The 23,011-nt window shown below is 32.9% G+C and carries 5 protein-coding genes and 1 pseudogene; all 6 read right to left on the bottom strand.

Annotated features, from left to right (window positions below; all coding sequences use genetic code 11):
- Positions 1–44 precede the first annotated feature (44 nt).
- The 6 genes and pseudogenes from NSQ08_RS08055 to NSQ08_RS08030 all read right to left on the bottom strand — a co-directional run bounded on the left by NSQ08_RS08055 (position 45) and on the right by NSQ08_RS08030 (position 22,993).
- Positions 45–665 (bottom strand): YcnI family copper-binding membrane protein, encoded by a 621-nt coding sequence (locus NSQ08_RS08055; protein WP_002168627.1) that lies wholly within the window; start codon positions 663–665, stop codon positions 45–47.
- Between the two features lie 35 nt (positions 666–700).
- Positions 701–2,350 carry a copper resistance CopC/CopD family protein gene (locus NSQ08_RS08050; protein WP_061689777.1) on the bottom strand — a complete coding sequence of 550 codons (1,650 nt, stop codon included), beginning with the start codon at positions 2,348–2,350 and terminating at the stop codon, positions 701–703.
- 319 nt (positions 2,351–2,669) lie between these two features.
- Positions 2,670–2,865 (bottom strand): annotated as a pseudogene (locus NSQ08_RS08045) (glyoxalase); the annotation flags it as partial.
- 229 nt (positions 2,866–3,094) lie between these two features.
- Complete coding sequence (locus tag NSQ08_RS08040; RefSeq protein ID WP_340780066.1) at positions 3,095–15,334, bottom strand: amino acid adenylation domain-containing protein; 12,240 nt, start codon at positions 15,332–15,334, stop codon at positions 3,095–3,097.
- Positions 15,318–18,485 carry a cyclic peptide export ABC transporter gene (locus NSQ08_RS08035; RefSeq protein ID WP_340773331.1) on the bottom strand — a complete coding sequence of 1,056 codons (3,168 nt, stop codon included), beginning with the start codon at positions 18,483–18,485 and terminating at the stop codon, positions 15,318–15,320. The genes NSQ08_RS08040 and NSQ08_RS08035 overlap by 17 nt, the downstream gene beginning before the upstream one ends.
- A 23-nt stretch (positions 18,486–18,508) precedes the next feature.
- Entirely contained in the window at positions 18,509–22,993 is a 4,485-nt protein-coding gene (locus tag NSQ08_RS08030) for an amino acid adenylation domain-containing protein (protein ID WP_340773329.1), read from the bottom strand.
- Between the last annotated feature and the right edge of the window lie 18 nt (positions 22,994–23,011).

The following is a 23,011-nucleotide window of genomic DNA, read 5'->3' as shown; positions in this document are numbered from 1 at the left end:
TTAACAAAGGTCTCATTACTTTCAATGAGACCTTTCAATGTTCCCTACTTTTTACGACGTACTACAAAAACACACGTACCTACGGAAGATACAATCGCTAAAACTGATAAAACAATTGCTATTGTTTGCATATTACTTGTACCTTCATTTTTTTCCACACTAGATACTTCACCATGTTCTCCTGTTAATGATGTACCTTTTGCAATCGTAGTAAGTGAATGGGGCTTTTCAGCTTTCTCATCGCCTGTCCATTCAACAATTTCTCCATCTTTATATTGTTGATATGCATTCCAAGCTATTTGTTGCTCTTTATCTGGATTTTTAGCAACGAAAGTAAATCGTTGGAACTGACCAGGTAAAATCCCTTCTCCTGTTGCTTCCCATATTACAGTTTTAACTTTTCCAGCTGCATCTTTTTGTTCTTCCACTTTCCACCCTGGCACTGGCTCGTACTGTTGAAACTCGACTCCAGACGGTATTTTCAGTGTGACTTTTGTTGTTGCCATATTCTTTTCAACAGGTACCTTTATTGTATAAGTCTCCCAAGAGCCAACGTCAGAAGTTGCTGGTTTCACAGTTACGTGAGCACTAACAGGTAACGAAAAAATCCCCATTGCAATTATTGTTGCGATCATTGTTGTTCCTAATTTTTTTATACGTTTCATTTTCTATAAACTCCTTTTCATTTATAACGTCTTTTTTATCTGCCACCTACAATAAATTTATAATCCGTATCGAAACTATCAAGAGATTTTGTTAATCCGTGAACTTGTATATTCCAGTTTCCTGTCATGTTAATATACATACCTTCCGCTTCATATTCTCCCGGTGACACTGCCGAAACTTTAAATGAACCTTTGCCCATATTCATATCTAAAGATTGAGTCGTCAATACAATTTGTTCCATATCAGTAACAGGCTGTCCATTCTCATCCTTCAAAGTAATATGAAATGTATTCTGTCCTACCTTATTAGGACTTACATGTAAAGTAAGTTCATATCCATTATCTAATTGTTTACTCTCTGTAAAAGGTCCCGTAGGAGGCATCGGCGGCGTTTGTACATTTGTCATAAACGCTACGATTACGAAAACGATAATTCCAATGATAAACTCTACTTTCACCGTAGCTCCTAACCTTTGCTGCGCTCGCATTCTCCCTTTCACATAATGAATAATTCCCAATATCCCCATACACACGAATAAAAGTATCTTTGCTAATAAGGCCAATCCATACTTCGTATCAAATAGGGAATGGATTGTGGGAATAAAAAATGTACTGTTAAAAAGACCCGTTAATAAAATCACTATGACAGCACCTGTTGCCCATGGCGAAAAACGCTTAATCGCATCCCAATACATAGTCCACTTGTCATCCTCTTTACGTAAAAGAAGAACAATCGATGATAGCCCCCCAATCCATAACGAAGCTGCGAATAAATGTAGAAAGTCCATAACGACAGCAATTTCTTTAAACTTTAATCCATATGCATGACTATTGAAAGCTTTCATAACCAGTAACCCCATAAATAATACAATTGGAATGCTCCATACTTTAAACGACGAAAGCCTCTCACTCTTCACTGCAAAATATGTAACAATTATAAGCGTACTAATAAGAGCCATTTGAGTGATCCATACATAACCAAAAACAGATAGCTGTAATGTTTCTTTTAATAATAAAGGATCGAATGCTTCTAACCATGAAACATCAGCATTTATTTTCGCCTGCAATGGTAGATTGAATAGTAAACTAATAAATATCCCAAATAATGATATCCATATTATTCTCTTACTCCTTGATTGAACTGAGGTTGCATTCCCTTTATACATAATAAGATTAAAGAATAGAACTCCTAAAAATAGTGAGAAACTTGTATATAGAACCCCACGTTCCATGATCATATCGATTTGCGGAACATAGCCCATCTCTTCTACTTGTATATCATCTGTTCCCGCTTCTGCTAATCCAATACGGAATGGAATAACTCCTTGAATCGGATGTCCATCAGCTGAAATAGCTTTCCACTGAATAGAGTAAAGACCATTTTTGAGATTCTCTTTTAACCCAGCCTCTAATATTTTTTTGTTTTTCTTATCAATATGTGCATCTTTTAAATCTACTCTTTTACCTGAGGTGTCTCTTACGAACAATGTATTAAAACTTGAAACTTGTATGTCCTCATCGAATTCAATTTTCACAACAGATGGTGCTTTCTTTAACGTTTCATTTTCAGCAGGATTTGATTTCACAACATACGCATGAGCAGATGCGCTTTTTGGTATCAATATGATAAACACGCACGCTATTAATAGCCATGCCCCTAACCTTCGTATTACTTTCACAATCATTTCACTTCTTTCTTCTTTCTTCTTTCTTCTTTCTCGCTACACTTTCATTACTTTATACTTCCTAGTTTGATTTCCTGACGAAATATTAACCTGATTAAGTATTTTTTTATACAACATGACGCTTTCTTTCTCCCCACCTTTAAACTTCTAATATAATAGCAGCTACTTTAATTAAAACAACTTACATTTTTAAAGTCGATTGTTATTATATCATAAAATATATTTATGTAAGTTTCCTAAGAAGAAAAGTTCTCGTGAATCATTTGTGAAGAAAATGTGAAATACATAAATAAAAAGGTGTTACGTTATTACGTAACACCTTTTTATTTATAAATCGTGCCATTGGAGAAGGTATAGTATTCGTTGGTGTAAGTAATTCAATTCTATCACCATCCACTTCAAGAATGGCTACTTCTCCTTCCACACCTAGCACCTCACTTACGTAACGCTCTATTACTGTTCCTTACCAAACCTTTTCGTAAAAACGTATAACTATCTAGATCATGAACTACGATACCGCTATCCTAAACAAAATGAAACACTTCTTTAAGTCTCTCCATGATAGAGAACTCCCTTTATATCACCACTTCTATATCATCGTTTTAATTATAATTAAAAGCTAACCTTTTCTATACAATATATCCTTTTATTTTTTATAGATATTTAAAGAATGCATTTATATGAAACGGCTATTCCTAAAGTATCATATTAGGAATAGCCTCAATAACCAATATCTTATCTATCTTAAAAATTAAATTTGACATTTTCAATTTCTGTATTCTCGATTACTAACCCTTCAATCTCAATATTTTCTAATTTTATTTCTTTATTTGAACTAATCGTGTCTAAGATACCTAAAAAATTCTCCGCTAATTTTTTTATAGTTTCCATTCTATACAAACTACTCGCATATTCAAATTCAAAAAACAACTCTTTTTTTCCTTTTTCTACAAATAAGGTTAAATCAAATTTCGAAATTTTATTTCTATATTGAACAGGCGTCATTTTCAAATTCCCCATTATACTTTCATTGATTTGAGATTCTTGAAAAGCTAACATTGTAGAAAATATAGGGTTTCTCCCTAAGTCTCTCTTAATTTTTAACTTATCAATAATCATATCAAACTGGTAATCTTGATTATCATACGCTTTAATTAACTGTTCTTTAATCTCTGACAAAAATTCCGTAAAGTTTTTTTTCTCAATAGGGAAACTTCTAATTGCAATAGTATTTGCAAACATACCAATGATATTTTTCAAATCAGAATGTGTCCGCCCTAAAATAGGCATTCCTACAATTATATCGTGCTGCGAGGAACATTTTGATAACAAAATACTATAAGCTGCAGACAAAATCATGTACAATGTCGTATCTGTTTCTAAACATAAATTGTCTAAACGTTGCTTTAATTCATTTCCTCCTTCAAAAATAAAACTATTTCCTTCAAAGCTTTGTATAATTGGTCTAGGAAAATCCGTAGGCATATCTAATACTGGAAGATCCCCTGAAAGTACATCTAACCAATATTTTTCTTGTATACTTGCAGCACTTGTCTTTAAAAACTCATTCTGCCAATAAACGAATTCTTTATATTGAATAGGGTTTTCCTGTAACAGTTTTCCTTGATATAATTCTGATAACTCCTGCAGTAAAATATTGACTGAATATCCATCTGAAATCAAATGATGCATATCTGTTAAGAGCACATGTTTATGACTACTTAAGCGAATGATCTTAACTCTTACTAAAGGGGCTTTACTTAAGTCGAAAGGTTCAATAAATTCATCAATTATATTTTCCAGTTCGACATTCAGCTTACTTGATGGATTAGAACATAAATGTTCATCTAAAACAGAATAACTAATTTCTATATCCACTTCTCCCTGAATTCGTTGTTTGGGCACACCATCTACTACTTCAATAGATGTTTGAAATGCCTCATGTCTCTTTACAATCTCACAAAAAGCTTTTTCCAATTTATCCAGATTGATTTCACCTTCTAGTAAGGTTGCTCTTGGCATATTGTAACTAGTTCCAATCCCTTCCATCTGTTGTAGTGTATATATCCTTTTCTGAGCTGAAGAAAGGTCGTAATATTCGCACTTTTCCACAGGTTGTAATGACACATACTTACTTTCAGATCTTTTCTTTATATGCTTACTTATACCTCTTACTGTTGGTGCTTTAAACGCTTCTCTTAACGATATATCTACACTAAACTTTTTGTGAATTTCTGCCATTAAAAGCATTAACGACAATGAGTTTCCACCCATTTCAAAAAACGAGTCATTCATACTAATTTGCTTAACATTAAGAGTTTCTTCCCACATTTGTGCAACAGTTTTTTCAATTGGATCCTCAGGCAGTTCATAATTAGTTTTTATCAATAATTCATCCTTAATTTCTGGGAGTGCTTTAACATTTAGCTTACCATTTGGAGTCAAAGGAATTCTATCTAACTTAATAAAGATAGAGGGCATCATGTAGTAAGGAATCTTACTTGAAAGGTATTCCCTTATTCCCCACCCATTCTCATTCTCTTTCAACACAATATAAGCACATAGTATATTATTATTTTCTTTATCTTTTTTTGGAACAACAATTGCATCAAGTATCATATCGTGTTGCAACAGTACTGAATTTATTTCTTCTAACTCCACTCTATATCCTCGAATTTTTAATTGATTGTCAATTCTTCCGAGAAATTCTACTTCTTGATGGCATGTGAGCCTCCCTAAGTCTCCCGTTCTATAGAGTTTGATTTTTTCATGTCCCAAAGGTGAAACCGTAATAAACTTTTCGCTATTTAAATCAATTTGATTCAAATAACCTTCTGTCACTCCTACTCCCCCAATACAAATTTCACCAGCCATTCCAAGTGGAACAAGTTTTTGACCTCTATCCAAAATGAATATTTTCGTGTTATCTACTGGCTTTCCAATAACCGTTCCCTTGGATACAAGGTCAAAATCAGTAGCATTAAATTTGTGAAATAGAGCGCCAATAGTAGTTTCTGTAGGTCCATAGTGATTCATAATTACAGTTTGCGGATACACCCTATTAAACTTACTAATATCAGCCGACTTCACTTCTTCACCGCCCAATACGATTAACCTTAGCGCCATGCAATTCTCATAATCTTCAACCATACGATGGTTAACTAAATAATTAAATAGTGAAGGAGTCAGTTTTATATAACTTATCTTTTTCTCTTTCAAATATGTGATAAGGGTTTCTGGGAGCATATAATGTTCTTTTGGAACTAAATGTAACTCACCCCCATTTAATAAAGCTGTATACAAACTTGTATATCCTAAATCAAATGCAAAGGAAGATAATAGTAGTGTTTTATCCCTATACGTTATACTTGCTTCTCGTGTGAACCATGAAATATAATTTACCAAGCTTTGATTCTTAATCGGTACCCCTTTTGGGAGCCCAGTGGTACCAGATGTATAAATAATATATATTGGATTATCAACTGTACTTCTTTCCTCTATATTTGAAGGACATTCAAAAAATAAGCTCTTATCTTCCAATTCCATAACCTCACAAGTAAAATCATTAGAAGTTACTAAGTGAGACTGAGTCAAAAGAAGAATTGTATCACTGTCTTCAATCATGCTATTTATTCGTTCTAATGGAAACTCCGGATCAAGAGGTAAATAAATTGCCCCGCTTTTAATAATACTCCATAGTCCAATGATCATTTCAATAGAAGGCTCAGCTAATAAAGCGATTACTGTATCACTTCCTGCCCCCTTCTTAATCAAGTGTTTAGCTAATTGATTTGCTTTATCATTTAATTCCTTATAAGTTATTGTTCTCTGTCCAAACACTACAGCAGTACGATTCGGATGTTTTTCCACCAGTTCTTCAAATATACGTTTAATCGTTTTTTCTTCTGGATACAAAGTATCAGTATTATTAAAAACACCTATTCTATTTTTTTCTTTCATGGTTACTAGATCAATTTCCTCAATTTGAATAGTAATGTCCTCTATGATAGTATCAATAATTTTAACGAAATGTTCCGCCATTCGTTCTATCGTTTCTTTACGGAACAAACCTGTACTATATTCAAATATAAAACGAAGTTGTCCATCCTGCTCAGTTACTTTCAGCTCTAAATCAAATTTAGATGTACGATTCGTATACTCGTACGGTTTAATTTCAAAATCACCTATTTCCGCCCTTACTGCATCAACATTTTCAAAAGCAAACATCACATCAAACAGAGGATGACGATTCACATTTTTTCGCAATTGTAGCTTATCAACGAGCATCTCAAATGAATATTCCTGATGTTCGAGAGCTTGAAGTGTGTGGCTTGCAACTTCTTTCAAAAAATCCTCAAACCGTTTCTCTGAAGTAGGATAATTTCTGAGCGCAAGTGTATTAACAAACATACCTACCACATTTTCTAATTCAGAATTCAGTCTTCCTGCTACCGGGCTTCCAATTATAATGTCTTCTTGTCCGCTATATTTAAACAGTAGTATATTGAATGCCGAAAGTAATAATGAGTACAGAGTAGCTCCTTTTCGGCTTGAGATTTCATTTAATTTAGATGTATAATATGCATCCAAATTAAATTGAACTACATCACCTTCAAACATTGGCTCATCTAACCTTGGATAATCAGTTGGTAAATTGAGTAATGGTATTTCTTTTGAAAATATTTCAAGCCAGTACAGTTCTTTTAGTTTCCAGTTCCCGGATTCTATCATTTTGTTTTGCCAGTTTGAAAAATCTTTGTATTGAATTCTTACGTCTGGCAAATTATTTTTTTGATAAAGAGATGCAAACTCTCTAATTAAAATTCCCATTGATAAACCATCGGATATAATATGGTGCATATCATAAACAAGCAAATATTTCGATGATGGTAGCACCTCCACAATTGCTGCTCTGAACAAGGGCCCTTTCTCTAGATCAAATGGTCTAATAAATGTTTCAACAACACTCTCAAAATTTTGTTCATCTGCATACAAGTGTTGCATATTCCATTCAGGATTCTGATGGATTTTTTGAACTATTTTCCCTTGTACTTGTTTAAATGATGTTCGCAAGCTTTCATGGCGATTAATTAAAGCTTGCAATGCCTTTTCTATCTGTACTATATTAACTTCCCCTTCAAGAAATACTGCTCCGGTAATATTATAGTTTGTAGATGCACCATTCAATTGACTAACAATATACATACTTTTTTGTGCTGGAGAGACTTCATAATACTCCTGTGGTGGTGCTAGACGAATCGCTTCATATGTTTCTTTTTTCCCCATCATTTCTTCAATGATTACAGCCAATTCCTTAATAGTAGGAAATGTAAATATATTTCCAAGTGGAAGTTCAACTTCAAATTCCCTATGAATTTCAGAAACAAGTGTTATTGCTTTTAATGATTGTCCCCCAATTTCAAAGAAATGATGATTAATGCCTACACCATCAGTTCCCAGTATCTTTCTCCAAATACTTACAAGTTTTTGTTGTATCGTATTATAAGGTTTTTGATACTCTTCATCAAACTGTACTTTAATCTCCATATTTTCTAGGGACTTCCGATCAATTTTTCCATTCGGACTGAGCGGAAGGCTTCCTAGTTGAATAAAATAAGAAGGAATCATATATTCAGGAAGTTTTTTCCGCAAAAAACCCCTTATACTGCATTGATTATTTGTACCATGTGAGGGGGAATCATAGAATGCAACAAGATACTTATCATTTGCTACTCCATTCTTCACGACAACTATAGAGTTTTTTATGTTATCACATTTGTTTAAAACAACTTCAATCTCTCCTATATCAATTCGATGCCCTCGTATTTTTGTTTGGTCATCCTTCCGCCCCAGAACCTCAATGTTACCATCGCAAAGTAATTTCCCCATATCTCCTGTTTTATAAAGCATTTTTCCATAATTATGATAATACGGATCTCGAATAAACTTATCCTTCGTCAACTTAGAATTGTTAATATAACCTCTAGCTAAAGGTATGCCACCTATGAATATTTCCCCCTTCACTCCAATCGGCAAAGGGTGCATGTTCTCATCAAGGATATAAATGCGCCTGTTAGCAAGTGGTTTTCCCACGGGAATAACTTTTAAGTCGGCACTTTTAGTTCCTTTTCCAGACACTTCATATAAAGTACTTGTCATCGCCGTTTCAGCAGGTCCATATGCATTTAACAAAATAATATCTTCTAAAGGTAACTGTTCCCACATCCCTACTTTCTCCGCTGGCATTTGTTCCCCACCAACTATGACGAGTCTGAGGTTACTATCTGGAATTATTTCTGGTCTTGTATACCATTCTTGTACAATTTCGCCCCAATAATTTGTAGGTAGATTAACAACTGAGAGTCCAAGTTCAACACATTTCTGAGAAAACTGATAAGGAGTCCATATATTCTTATCACGCAAAACAAGAGAACTTCCTGCAGCTAGTGTTGTAAAAATCTGTTCAAGTGAAATATCAAAACTTATCGAAGAAAACTGAAGAACACGATCCTCCGGTGTCAGCTCATAACGTTTGCAAATATCAATGGAGTGGCTTACAACTGCTTCATGAGACATCATTACACCTTTTGGTCGACCAGTAGAACCCGAAGTATAGATGATATATGCCAAATTCTGGGGTTCAATTCTAACACTCGGTTGGTTTTTTGGTTCTTCGAGCACTGAATCCCATTCTATATCAAGACAAACGGTATGCCCCTGATAATCTCTAATCTTCGACTGTAAATTATTTTGGGTGAGTAATATAGGTACTTGGGCATCTTTCAACATCAAATTTATTCTTTCGCCAGGATAATCCATATCTATAGGTAGAAAAGCTCCACCAGCTTTTAAAACAGCTAAAATTCCTACAATCATTTTAGGTGAACGTTCAACATACACTCCCACAGGTATTTCAGGCCCTACCCCTAATTTAATGAGCTTATGCGCTAACTGGTTTGAAAGTATATCTAATTCTGTGTAAGATAAACTTTCATTCCCCTGTATAACAGCAGGTTTGTTTAAATTTAATTTTACTTGATCAGTAAATAAATCCTGAAAACATTGATTCTTAGGATAATCCAATGAAGTAGAATTATTATCACTTAAAATATGTGTAAGTTCTTTTTCGGAAATCATTGAGATATTCTCTAACTTACCATCTTCGCTAACAAGCATTTCCCACAAAATATTGATTAAATGTGAAAGTATCTGATTTGCTTCTGTTTCATTTAAAAAGGAACTATTGAATAGTAGCTTCAATTGAAGCTTTGGTTGTAGATTACAATAAACAACCAAAGGATAATCCATTTGTTCATCTATACGTACTGATTTCACTTGTAATGAACCAATTCCGTCTTTCAATTTCACATCGAATGGATAGTTTTCAACAATTACAATACTCTCATACAAATCATATAAGGCAGAGCTTCTTGGCATATCAATCCAACTTCTTATATCAACGAGTGAGGTATATTCATATTGACGCATTTCAACCTGCTTCAGTTGTACATCTTTAAGCCATTTAATCAAATTTACATTTTTATTTATCTTTACCCTAAAAGGAAGAGTATTCATAAAGCAACCAATTATTGAATCCGAACCTTCTAACTCAGCCGGACGCCCTGATGAAGTTACCCCAAAAATAATATCTGTTTCTTGGGAGTAGCGATTTAAAAGAATTGCCCAAGCCCCCTGAATCATAGTATTTAGTGTAATCCGATTCTTTCTAGTAAAGTCTTGAATTATCTGCTGTTTGTCTTCAGATACTTCGTATACTACATCTCCAAAAGCAGATAACTGATTTGAATTTTTTGCAGGAAAAATATTATTGAATCGTATAGGTGTTTTAAATCCATCTAACTCGGTTCTCCAAAATTGTTCCGCTTTCTTCTTGTCTTGCCTACGTAACCAGTCGATATAATCTTTAAATGAATATACATGTCCAAATGTTATCTTTTCGTCAACACATAATGCTTCATAACACTGACCCAGTTCCTTAAAGAGGATGCTATTACACCAACCATCTAACTGAAGGTGATGATGCGTCCATACTACATCATAGGCATACTCTTCTTGCTTAATGACCAAAATTCTCATAAGTGGTGGTTTTGAAAGGTCGAATCCCTTCTTACGATCTTCCTCAATAAGTTGTTCTAACTTTTGCAATCCTTCAGATTTCGAAAAATTTGTCCAATCTAAAACTTGAAAAGGAATTTTTAGATCTTTATGAACAATCTGTACAGGTTCTTCTAGCCCTTCCCAATGATATGATGTTCTTAAACTTTCATGTCTATCTAAAAGTTTTTGCCAAGCCTTTTCAAATATCTCAATATCTAATTTTGATTTTATTGAAAATATTGTTTGCTCCACAGTTACTGACGATTTTGGTGAATAGATATGATGAAAAACCATACTTTGTTGTACAGGTGAAAGCATGTATATATCTTCTATATTTTTATATACCTCAATCCATTCATCAATTTTCTTTTGATCTATGGAGACAAGTGGGAAATCTGAAGGCGTCAAATATGTACCTTCTTTTGTTTGACAGTGGTCAATTATATTCTTCAAATTGTTGACAAAGTCCTTTGCCAAGCCTTGAATGGTTTCAACCAAATGACTATTCGCACTATATTTCCATTCTACACATAATTTTTTATCAACGATCATACATTCAATTTCAAGCAAGTGACTTCTAATTCCATTCAAATCACGGGTTGGTCCTGTATTCACATCCGATATATTAAATAACTGCTGTTTTTTAATTGCTTGTTCGAACTGTCCTAAATAATTAAAGCTTATTTGTGCCCTTTTCCTAGACGAAATTTGCCCTCGCATCTCTTTCTCTGCTAAGTAATATAAAATTTCATAACCAATTCCACCATTTGGTATAGCACGATACCGCTCTTTTACTTGCTTCAATATTTCTGCTATGCCCTTCTCTTTTTCAATGTCGCCCATAACAATAGGATATACACAAGTAAACCATCCTACAGTTCTTGAAGTGTCGTACTCTTTTAACAAAGGATTCCTACCATGGCCCTCCAAATCAACTAGTGTTTCACCACTCCAATTTGCTAATGTACTAGAAAGTGCGGAAAGCAGAATATCATCAATTCTCATTTTAAATAATTGATACGTGTCATGCAGTAAATACTTTGTTTCTTTCTCCGTCAACATAAAAGAAAGTGTACGAGCAGAGTTTTCATCATTTCTCCCCCCTTCCATGTCAATAGGTATAGTATTTACAGAAGAAGGGACATTGTTCTTCCAAAAAGCAAGTTCATCTTTTAATTGATTGGAATAAGCATATTCATAGAGATGCTCAGACCATTTTTTAAAAGAGAGGCCTTTCACTGGAAGTTGAACAGAGCCACTATTTGTAAGCTGTTCATATATCATCTGTAGAGTGTCCAGCATAAGTCGCCATGAATATCCATCTATTACAAGATGATGTACTGTTATAAACAACCTTCCTTTTTCCTGATCCCCAGAATCAAAATATGCAACTTTAATTAATGGCCCATCTGTAATGTTTAATTCATACTGCAATTTTGATAAAATTTCATGCATATGACTATTATTAAAATCATGTAATTCAAATAACACATTCTCATCGGACTCTGAATAAACTTGAATCCATTCTCCAGCCCTTTGATAATAACGGAGCCTAAAACTATCATGATAATTTGTAAGTATACGAAAACTTTCATGCAACAAAGTCGGATTTATACCTGCTCGTGTTTCCAATAGCACAGATTGATTCCAATGATGATAATTTTCCAAATCTTGCTCAAAAAACCACTTTTGAATCGGTGTAAGAAGCACTTCTCCAGTCTCAGGTTCTTCTATTTGATCTTCACTATAGCTTTCTTTAATATCTGCAATACAATCCGCCAGTTCTGCTATCGTTTGGTTCTCAAACATCTGACTCACGGTAATCTCTATACCCTTTTGAAGCGCTTTACCTACTATTTGAATACTTAAAATTGAGTCTCCTCCCAACTCGAAGAAGTTATCATGTATACCAATTCCCCCCTGATGTAGACCCAATACTGCAGACCATACCTCTACTAGTTCTTCTTGAACTTTATTTTTTGGAGCAACGTAACCTTTATAAGTATGAATTTGAGGAGCTGGTAAGTTCCTTCGATCAAGCTTTCCTATGGAAGTTAAGGGCAGACTCTCTAGCTGAATATAGTATGACGGAAGCATATAATCTGGTAATTCTTTTGCTAAAAATCCCTTAAGTTCCTCCATGTTAACCTGAACATGGGAAACGATATATGCACAGATAACTTTTTTCCCATTATTAATTTCCCAATCAATTACAGCAACATCTTCAATGTAGTTCCTTTTTAATATTAAACTATGAATTTCTGAAAGTTCAATCCGATAACCTCTGATTTTCACCTGATGATCCTCTCTTCCAAGAAACTCGATTTCTCCGTTTGGAAGCCATCTTCCTAAGTCCCCTGTTTTATACATACGATCATTTGGATTAAAGGGATCATTCATAAACTTTTCATTTGTAAATTCTGGTAGATTCAAATACCCTCTTCCTACACCGTCTCCAGCAATATACAACTCACCAGGAACACCTATTGGACTAATATTTTTATCTTTATCTAATATATAACATCTAACATTTGAAATCGGCCGCCCTAAAGAGACGGTATTTTCTGAACATTCAACACTTAAAGCATCCACTGTTGTTTCTGCTGGACCATAATTATTATATAATTTATATCCTCTATCAATCAGTGCATCTTTTAATGATTCTTCTAGTCTTTCTCCACCTGAAATAACTGTGTGTAAACTCTGCAATTTGCGATCATGACATAATAATTCTTTTAATACAGTCGGTATGAAATTAATAATATGAATTTCATGTTGATCAACATAATCACAAAAATGCTTCTTATTTAAAATTAAATTCTTTTCGGCTATATGTAATGTCGCTCCATAAAGTAATGTACCGAAAAAATCCTCAATACTCGGATCAAACACATAATTTGTTAGTTGTAATAGATTTGTTTTTTCCGTTATATTAAATGTTTTTCCAAACCACTGAACAAGATTAACAACATTTCGATTTTCTATCATTACACCTTTAGGTTTTCCTGTAGTACCTGAAGTATACAAAACCGTAAATAAATCATTCGGACTAAGGTTTACTTTTGGTAGAAGAGTCTCACCCGAAAATTTTCTACTATTATCCAATATAAAAATACAATCATTGTTGAATTTTCCAATTACATAGTCGTTTTTATTAATTACATCCTTACTGGTCAATATGAACTTTGTTTGACTATCCTGTATCATATACATTTTCCTTGACTCTGGATATTCTGGATCAATTGGCAAGTATGCAGCTCCGACTTTTAAAATAGCAATTATCCCTATTAGCATTTCAATTGATGGATCCGTCATGATTCCAATAATCTCACCCTTTTTCACTCCTTTTCTAAGCAGTTCATTTGATAAGCTATTGGATATGTCATCTAATTCTTCATAAGTCATAGTCCTATTTTTATATACAATCGCAACATTATCCGGGGTTTTCATCGCTTGTTGCTCAAACAACTGACTAATCGTCAACTGATGTGAATATGTTTTACGAGTATTATTAAATTCCAACAGGATTTGTTTTTTCTCTTCAATAGATACGATATCAATCTCTTCTATTTTTTTATGAGGATTTTTTATGACTGCTTCTGCAATTATAGTAAAATGTTGAGCTAAACGCTCAATTTTAGATGATTCATATAATTGTTCGTTGTAACTGAAACATATCTCAATATCTTTGTGCAAACTTATACTAATAGATAATCCATAATTAGTCATTTCAAAGGTGGAATATGAGTTCAAAGCGATTCTATTTTTGTTTGTCAGTATCGTCTGATCTAAAGGGTAGTTTTCAAAAACAACAATAGTATCAAAAAGGTCGATTTCCGTATCCAATTCACTATATTTTTTTATATCTACTAAAGATGATGTCCCATACAATTCCCAATCCTGCAATGTCTTATTTAACTTTTTGATAAGTTCTATAGATGTTTCGCCAGAATCCTTTTTAACTCTTAATGGAACTGTATTTATAAATAGGCCTACCATTTCTTCAATCCCATTAAATGTTCCTGCTCTACCCGAAATAGTTGCGCCAAAAATAATGTCATCGATATTATGATTCTTTTGTAGCACAATTCCCCATAAACTATAAACAAGGGCGGCAAGAGTAACTTCATTTCCCTTCGCAAATCCTTCCAACTTATCCCTTGAAAATTGAATGCGATACTGATGATCTTTTCGAATTGATTTATGTTTCTTTTTTGTTACTTCCAATCTATTTTGCGAGTTAAATCCTTTTAAATACTCTTGCCAAAATACTTTCTGCCTTTCTTTATCCTGTTTTTGAATATATTTAATAAAATCTTTATATTTTTTTTTAGTAGGCAGATTGTAAGTTTCTGATTCACTAAGGCATCGATATGCGTTTAGGAATTCTTTTAAAATAATTCCATTACTCCAGCCATCATATATAATATGATGATTACTTATAATCATTTCATGTCTTTCTTCTGCTAATATGCACAAAGTAACCCTGAATGGTATTTCTCGAAGATCAAACTTTTTTTCACGATCTTTAACTTTTATCTCTTCTAGTAAAATATTTTTTTCACTTTCACTCTTGTGTGTAAGATCAATTATTTTAATATGAGGGGTATGTTCTTTCAATACTATTTGAACAGGAGTTTTCACTTTTTCCCAACGAAATAGTGTACGTAACTGCTCATTTGTTTGGACAACCGCGTCCCAAGCTTTCGTAAACAATCCTGCATCAACTCTACCTAAAATCCCCAAACATATCTGTTCAAAATACTCATCACTTTGAGGATTTTTTAAGTAGTGAAATAACAACCCTTCCTGTATTGGTGTTAAACCAAGAATATCTTCCAAATTTTGTTTATCCAATTTTATCATCATTGAGCTCCTCCTTGAGACAATCAAATGAATCTAAATAATTATGCTTCTTGATATTTTCTATAATTTCTCCTCTTTCCATCTTGATAACTTTATCCGCGATATGAAAGTACCTATCATCATGAGTAATAGCAATGATAGCTTTTCCTTTTTCCTTTAATTCAGCCAATAGTTCTGTATAGAAAAAATGTCTAAATTCAGGGTCTTGATCTGCCGCCCATTCATCAAATAGATAAATAGATTTATCCTCTAAATAGCTAATTAATAGTGCTAGTCTTTTTCGTTGTCCTGTTGAAAGTTTAGTTGTACTAAATTCTCCATTTTGAATTTGTACTTTTTCATCGATACGTAATATTTTCAAATATTTTTTTATTTCTTCTTCCTTTGAGCTATAGTCAATACCATAGACTTTTGTAAACAAATAAAAATCACTAAATATTGCGGAATATAGCTCTCTTAACTGTTCCTGATTTATTTCTTGATTGTTAACAAATATGTTTCCGCTATTTGCAGAATACAAACCTGTAATTAGTTTAGCAAGAGTTGATTTACCACTACCATTGCCACCGGTTATAAATACAACCTCTCCTGATTTAAGTTCAAAATTAATTGGCCCAACTTGAAAAGGTTCTCCATGTTCACTTTCGTATTGATATACTACCTCTTTAATCTCCATGTTTATTTTACTTTGAGGTATCAAAGTACTGTTTACGTCTGTCTTATTAGTTTCGGTTTTTAAATACCTTGAAAAATCATTTATTCTCTTCCAACTAATTTTCATTTGAATCGCATTAGGGATAGTATTGAGTATACTATGTAGAGGTCCTGTCATATAAAGAAAAACAAAAACATAGCTTCTTAAAAACTCACTCTGTACCCCTTTAAATAAAAGCGGAAATAAAAATGTAACAGCCCCAATTACCATAACAAACAGCAATTCACCAATAATAAAAACATTAGCAAACTTAAGACCACCTTGAATCCGCTTATCCTTATAATCCTCACAGCTCTCTTGCATCCCTTGTCCAAACTCTTCTCGTTTTGACTTTCCTATGCTTAACTCTTTATAACCGCCAATGAGATCGTTTATATATCTAAAAAAAGTGTTTTGGATGTTTCTTGTTTGTTCCCAAAGATTATTAGCTGATTTTCCAGCTACATAATACATACCTGCTGCAACCAAAATAACTGCAATAGAAACAAGCAGTCCATAAACATTAATTACTCCCAAATAAACCAAACAACATAAAAGTGTAATTGAATCAGTCAAACCAGTAATTATGGTGGCAGCATAATTACTGATAGCTTCTGTATCATTATTTAAGGTGGTTTGAATTCTTTCTGACTCTATTTTTTCAATTTTTTCATAAGGATTTTTTAATATATCGTTAATTAACTGGATCCTTTTTTCATAAATCAGATTATTTGTAATGGTAATCAACTGCGTCCGTACCAATTTTTGCGCTAATACATAAGTAATAATTCCTAGCAAAAAATATAAAAACAAACTATTGTTGCTTGAATAATTACTTCTAGTTAAAGCTTCATTAATAATAAAAATAATCATCGCATTTCCAAAACCACTGGTTACACTCAACACAAAAATCGGAAAAAAATTTTTCTTATTATGCAAAGGAAAAACAGTTATTAAAGATAAATATAGGCAGAACAGTACAATACTAATTAAAGTAGCCCATACCGCAAAACTCATACTGATAGGTAACCAAACATTAACAAAATCCCAAGAAAGTCTCCCGAAAAATACAAATGGAATTTTATAAAGGGCATACCCAGCTAAGAACGCAAACAGAAACGTTATAAAGGGAATACAAATACTTTTAAATTTATTTTTTTCCAACTTCCTTTTTTTCTTATACACCTGAATCATAACTATGAAAATGAAGTATAGAGTAATAATTGAAAAAGGAACCATAAACAAAAGTACAGTAACAGAAAAGGCATCAATACTCTTATACGTATCTTTACCGTTTGTCACCACACTCTCCCCCACAAGTGTGTCCATAATAGCCTGGCCAATATTTTGAGTGTACTCGGAGTTCATGTTAGCCATCACCGCAACTCCTAACTTCTCTTGAGGATGAAATACAACGAAAGAGGAGAAATTCGGATTACTTCCTGCATGTGATATTTCACCAGGACCATTTTGAAAAACTTGCCACCCTCCGGCATAAGAAGAGCCATCCTCAGATGGTGGAACTGATCTGTTTGGTATATGTGTACTATAAATTGCCTTTTGGTGATCATCACTTAGTCCATATATCCCAAGCTGCATACGAAGCCACTTTTCCATGTCTTCATTATTTGAGATAAAATAACCTGCGGGTGTATTTCCTCGATAAATAGGTGCATTAAACTCTATAGGCTTTAAAAAACCTATTTTATATCCCTTTGACATATCATATTTAGCGACATCTTTTCTAAACAAAAAAGTATTACCCATATTAAATTGGTTTAATATATTATTCTGAACGTATTGTTCAAAAGATTGATTGGTAACTTTTTGTATAACTAATCCTAGAATATCGTAGTTAATACTGGCATAATTGAATTGCTCTCCTGGATATGTCTCCAATTTTTGATTTAATATTTCTCTAACTGTATTTTCCAACGCATCATTGTCATTTGAGATAGGTATGTCCCCAATGGTATGAAAAGGGATCCCACTCGTATGATATAAAAGCTGTTCAAGAGTTATTTCAACATTTTTATTAAGTTGTTGTCCTTTATAATTACCTTCATATATCATTTGAAACCACTGCAAATATTTGCTAACAGGGTCCTTTAAATCAATTAACCCCTTTTGAACAAGTTGATATATTGCGAGAGCTGTAAACGCCTTACTATTCGAACCGATTTCAAATAATGTTTTTTCCGTTACACGTTGCTTTGTCTCAAGATTTGAATAGCCAAAACTTTTTTTATATACAGCTTGATCACCTTTGACTACTATCACTGACATTCCAGGAATTTTGGCTTCTTGCATTTGTTTTTTTATAAGCGAGTCTAGTTGTTCTTTATCGTTTTCCGTAAACATTCTATCATTCTCTGCATTTGCTATTTGAATCCCAAATAGCATCTGTACATTTAATAATATTACAAGGGTAATCAAAACAATTTTTACTCTCATCATGATTGAATGACTCCTCTCTAATATCATATATTAAATATATTTTCAAGATCTTCACTCGAGAGGTTTGCCGTTTCAAAATCAGATGGGGTGAATTCAGCATGTTTTCTCTGACAACAATGTTGAATCAAATCTCTCAATTGATTCATATACTCCATGAAAAATTGCGATATTGTTTCTTGTTTAAATTTGTTTTTACTATACGTAATCGACAAATTTAACTTTTTATCTACTGTATACGCAACGATATCTAGCAAACAATCCATCTCATTTTTATTGCTGTTATCTTGACCGGAATTTTCATACGCAAATTCAAAAATTCCATTGGAAAATGTAGCATTAAAATCACCTAAATAGTTAAAACGAACATACTTTCGAGATTCAGAACTTAATTCCTTCGAAATATACTTTAAAACTCCATAATTTAGACCTTTACTTGGAACGCTACGCAATTGCTCTTTTAATTGTTTAATTTGTTGTGATATATCTACATCCTCAAATTGTAACCGAATTGGAAATAGGCTCGTAAACCATCCAATAGTTCGCGATACATCAATTTCATCATTTAATTCTTCACGCCCATGCCCTTCAATTTCAATAATCACATCATTTGTTTTAATATACTTAGCCATTACCAATGATAGCGCTATAATCATTAGTTCATTACCTTTTGTTCGATAAGCTTCATTTGCTTTTTGTAACAGCTGCATAGTTTCTTCTTCTGTTAACTTCTTAATCATTTTCTCGCAAAATTCCATACGATCCAATCCTAAATCAAAATCATTAAATGAATTCTCTTCATATTGATATACATGCTCCCAGTATCGCTTTTCTGATTCTGGAATTTTTTTACTCATTCTCTTTAACTCAATTGCCCAATCCTGTACCGAATTATCTTTTGGCGGCAAAGAAGTTTTCTGCTTATTTTCTATCTGTTTATATAATTGATTTATATCTTCAAAAATAATTCGCCAAGATATACCATCAACAGCTAAATGATGAGCTGTCATTAATAATCTTTTACCAAAATCGCCCAAATCAAATATACAAACTTTAAGAAGAATTTCATTTTCAATATTAAAGCTCGATTTCAATATTTCTCCAATACTAGCAATACGAATACTTCGCTCTGTTTTTGATAATTCAGATAAATCTAATGATTCTATTTTTATTTTTTTATTGTAATTATTTTGATTATAAAATAATTCCTTCGTTTCCATCCGGTAATTCAAGCGAAAAGCGTCGTGATGACAAACTAATAAGCTAAATGCCGATTCAAGTATCCCAACCTCAACGTCATCCTTTACTTTGACTAACACCGACTGAGTATAATGGTTTATATTGTTCAAATCTTGCGAAAAAAACCATGAGATAGATGGTATCGTTTCAATACTACCAACACATTGTTGATTACTCTTCTGCTCTTTTGTGCTAGTCATTTCTAAATATAAAATCATATCTTCAATAACTGGATTAGCCAAAATATCCTTTGTTTTTATTTTAATCCCTTTCTCACGTATCTTAGAAGAAATTTGAATTGCTTTAATGGAATCCCCGCCTAGATGATAGAAGTTGTCTCTTATACTTACTTTTTCAACATTTAATACTTCACGTATAATACCTACTAAATCACTTTCTATCTCACCTTCAGTTTTTTTCTCTATTTTAACTTCAGGTTTCGGCAAGGCCTCTCTATCCAGCTTTCCGTTAAACGTCAACGGTATTTCTTTCAACACAATAAAATACGAAGGAATCATATAAACTGGTAAGATCTCTTTTAAGAATCTAAATAGTTCGGATGTCTTCACCTTAGCATTCTCAGTATAGTAGGCACAAAGATAGTGGTTTCCATCATAATCCTCTTGATCAATCACTACCACTTCCTTAATGCTCGGATATTTTTGCAAGTTTATTTCGATTTCTTTTAGTTCTATGCGGAACCCACGAACTTTTACTTGATCATCTTTCCTTCCCAAATACTCAATCTTATCTCCTTCAATAAATCTAGCTAAATCACCCGATTTATACATCTGCTCTTTTGCCGAATATGGATTTACAATAAATCTCTCTCTTGTTAAATCCTGATTGTTAAAATATCCTCTTGCAACACCTTCCCCAGAAATATAAATTTCTCCAACAACTCCCATTGGTACTGGGTGAAGATCGGAGTCCAACACATATATTTTCATATTTTGTGCAGGTACACCAATAGGAACAGATACCCCTTTATCTTTTTCAATATCGAATTGATGAATCATACATCCTACAACTGTTTCTGTGGGCCCATATTCATTATATATTTTTGTTTCTCTACCTAATTTTTTCTGTATGTTTGCGGCAAGGTCTACTGTTAAATTTTCTCCACCAACAATAATTTTTTTAATTGAACACCCAACAAAGTCTGAATCTTTCAATAAAAACAGGTGAGATGGAGTTAATTTAATAATACTTGCTTTTTTTTCTTTAAATATCCTATATAATACATATTCGTTTGCATCAGCAGGATAAATAATAATCTGATTACCACTAATTAATGGGGTAAATATAGTTGTAACAGTAAGATCAAAAGCAAGAGATGAATACAATGGGAAAACTTCATTTTCACTTGCGCCTACATATACTTGATTTGCCCAGGAAATATAATTAACCAATCCTTTCTGTTCAATCATTGTACCTTTAGGGTTTCCCGTAGAACCCGATGTATATATGATGTAAGCAAGGTCAGTCGGCTCACTTCTATTTTTAATATTAGAAGTATCTCCCATATAAATATGAGCTGCATTTATATGGATAACCTCAACCGCATACAAAGAAAGATCCCATTGATGCGAAATATCAAAATTAGTGAACAGAATATTGATATCTGAATCTTGCAGCATATAATTGACCCGTTCAGATGGATATTGTGGATCAATAGGTAAATATACCGCTCCTGCTTTTAAAATTCCTAAAATTCCAATAATTGTTTCTAGAGAATGCGTAGTTGATATTCCTATTACTGTACCTTTTGTTACATTTTTCTTTAATATATATCTCGCTAATTGATTAGATCTATCATTCAATTCACGATACGTAAGTTCCTTATCTTCCAGGCAAATCGCAACTCTATCTGGTGTCCTTTCTACTTGTTCTTCAAAAAGCTGATGGATTGTCTTGTCCTTTGGATACTCCCTATTCGTTGCATTAAATTCGTATATCAATTTATTCCACATATCTTCTGGTAAAATTTCTAATTCCATCAACTTTTTATTAGGCGACTCCAACATCTGATTCAGTAAATGACTGATTCCAAGATACATTTGTTCAATTTGCTTTTCTGTATACATATGATCCTTATAATCTATATCTAGATTAAATCCTCCTAATCTAGACCATTCTCGAATAATCAATTGAATTGAATAAATCTGATTCCTATTGTAAAATTCTTCATTTTCTATTGGTGTACCATTAATTTCAGTAGGAAGTTTTGTATTGTAATAGTTAATACATGTATCAAATAAATCACCGTATCCCTTTTTCTTTAATTCCAAATCTTTCACCAATACATCATATGGATATTTTTGATGATAATAACAGCGAACCAATTCACGATTAATGCCTTTTATAAAATCTAAGACTGTCATTTCACTATCAACAGTATGACGAAATGGCATAGTACTTGTTAACATCCCCACAATATTTTTTTCATTTTTCCCCGCTCGATTAAGTACAGGCATTCCAATAATTAAATCATCCTGCCCATTTACTTTATTTAAGTAAATATAATATAGGGCAACAAAGAATGCGTACACAGAAACATTTATGCCAGTAGCAAATTGTTTAATTTCATCCGATTGATTATTTGTTAAAGAATATGTTTTTCTATTTGCCTTTGCACAATCTACTTCGTTCTTCCGCTTCACAATTGGGAGCTTACTAAACTTCTCATTCCAAAAATTTTTATCCTTCATAAATCTTTTTGAAGTTAAATAGGATTCTTCCTTCTCAAGGCAATACATATAGGTACTATTAAGCTGATCTGTTATTTTTTCACCTTTCAAAATTTGAGTGTATGCATTACAAATCTGTTCAGTTAAAAGATTCATAGACCAACCATCAGAAATTATATGATGGACCTTAACGAAATATCCCCCTTCTTTAGTATCTTGTAACTTGAACAAAGCAAAATCAAATAAGTCTTGTTCATTGATATCGAAAGGTTTTGCAGCTTCCTGCTGAACCCAGGCATATAAATCCTTCTGACTATTAAAAATAGTATATCGAACTTGATATTTATGATATTCCTCCACATATTGATGAACCTTCTCATCCGATTCTACAAATCGATGCCTGATTCCATCATTTTTTTTTATAAAATAATTAATTGCTTTCTCAAGACAAACAAAATCCACTTCTCCTTGTATCTTTACTGTTCCCCCAATATTATGCAATGGCTGATGAGGATTAATTTTCTCCATATACCAAATCCTTTGTTGAGGATGAGTTAGTGAAAAATATTCTCTATACTTCAAATTATCACCACTTTATAT

The organism is Bacillus sp. FSL E2-8887 (genome assembly GCF_038007205.1).
Taxonomy (GTDB): domain Bacteria; phylum Bacillota; class Bacilli; order Bacillales; family Bacillaceae_G; genus Bacillus_A; species Bacillus_A mycoides.
The sequence above is the reverse complement of the archived record's forward strand: the minus strand, read 5'-3'. Positions and strand labels throughout refer to the sequence as shown.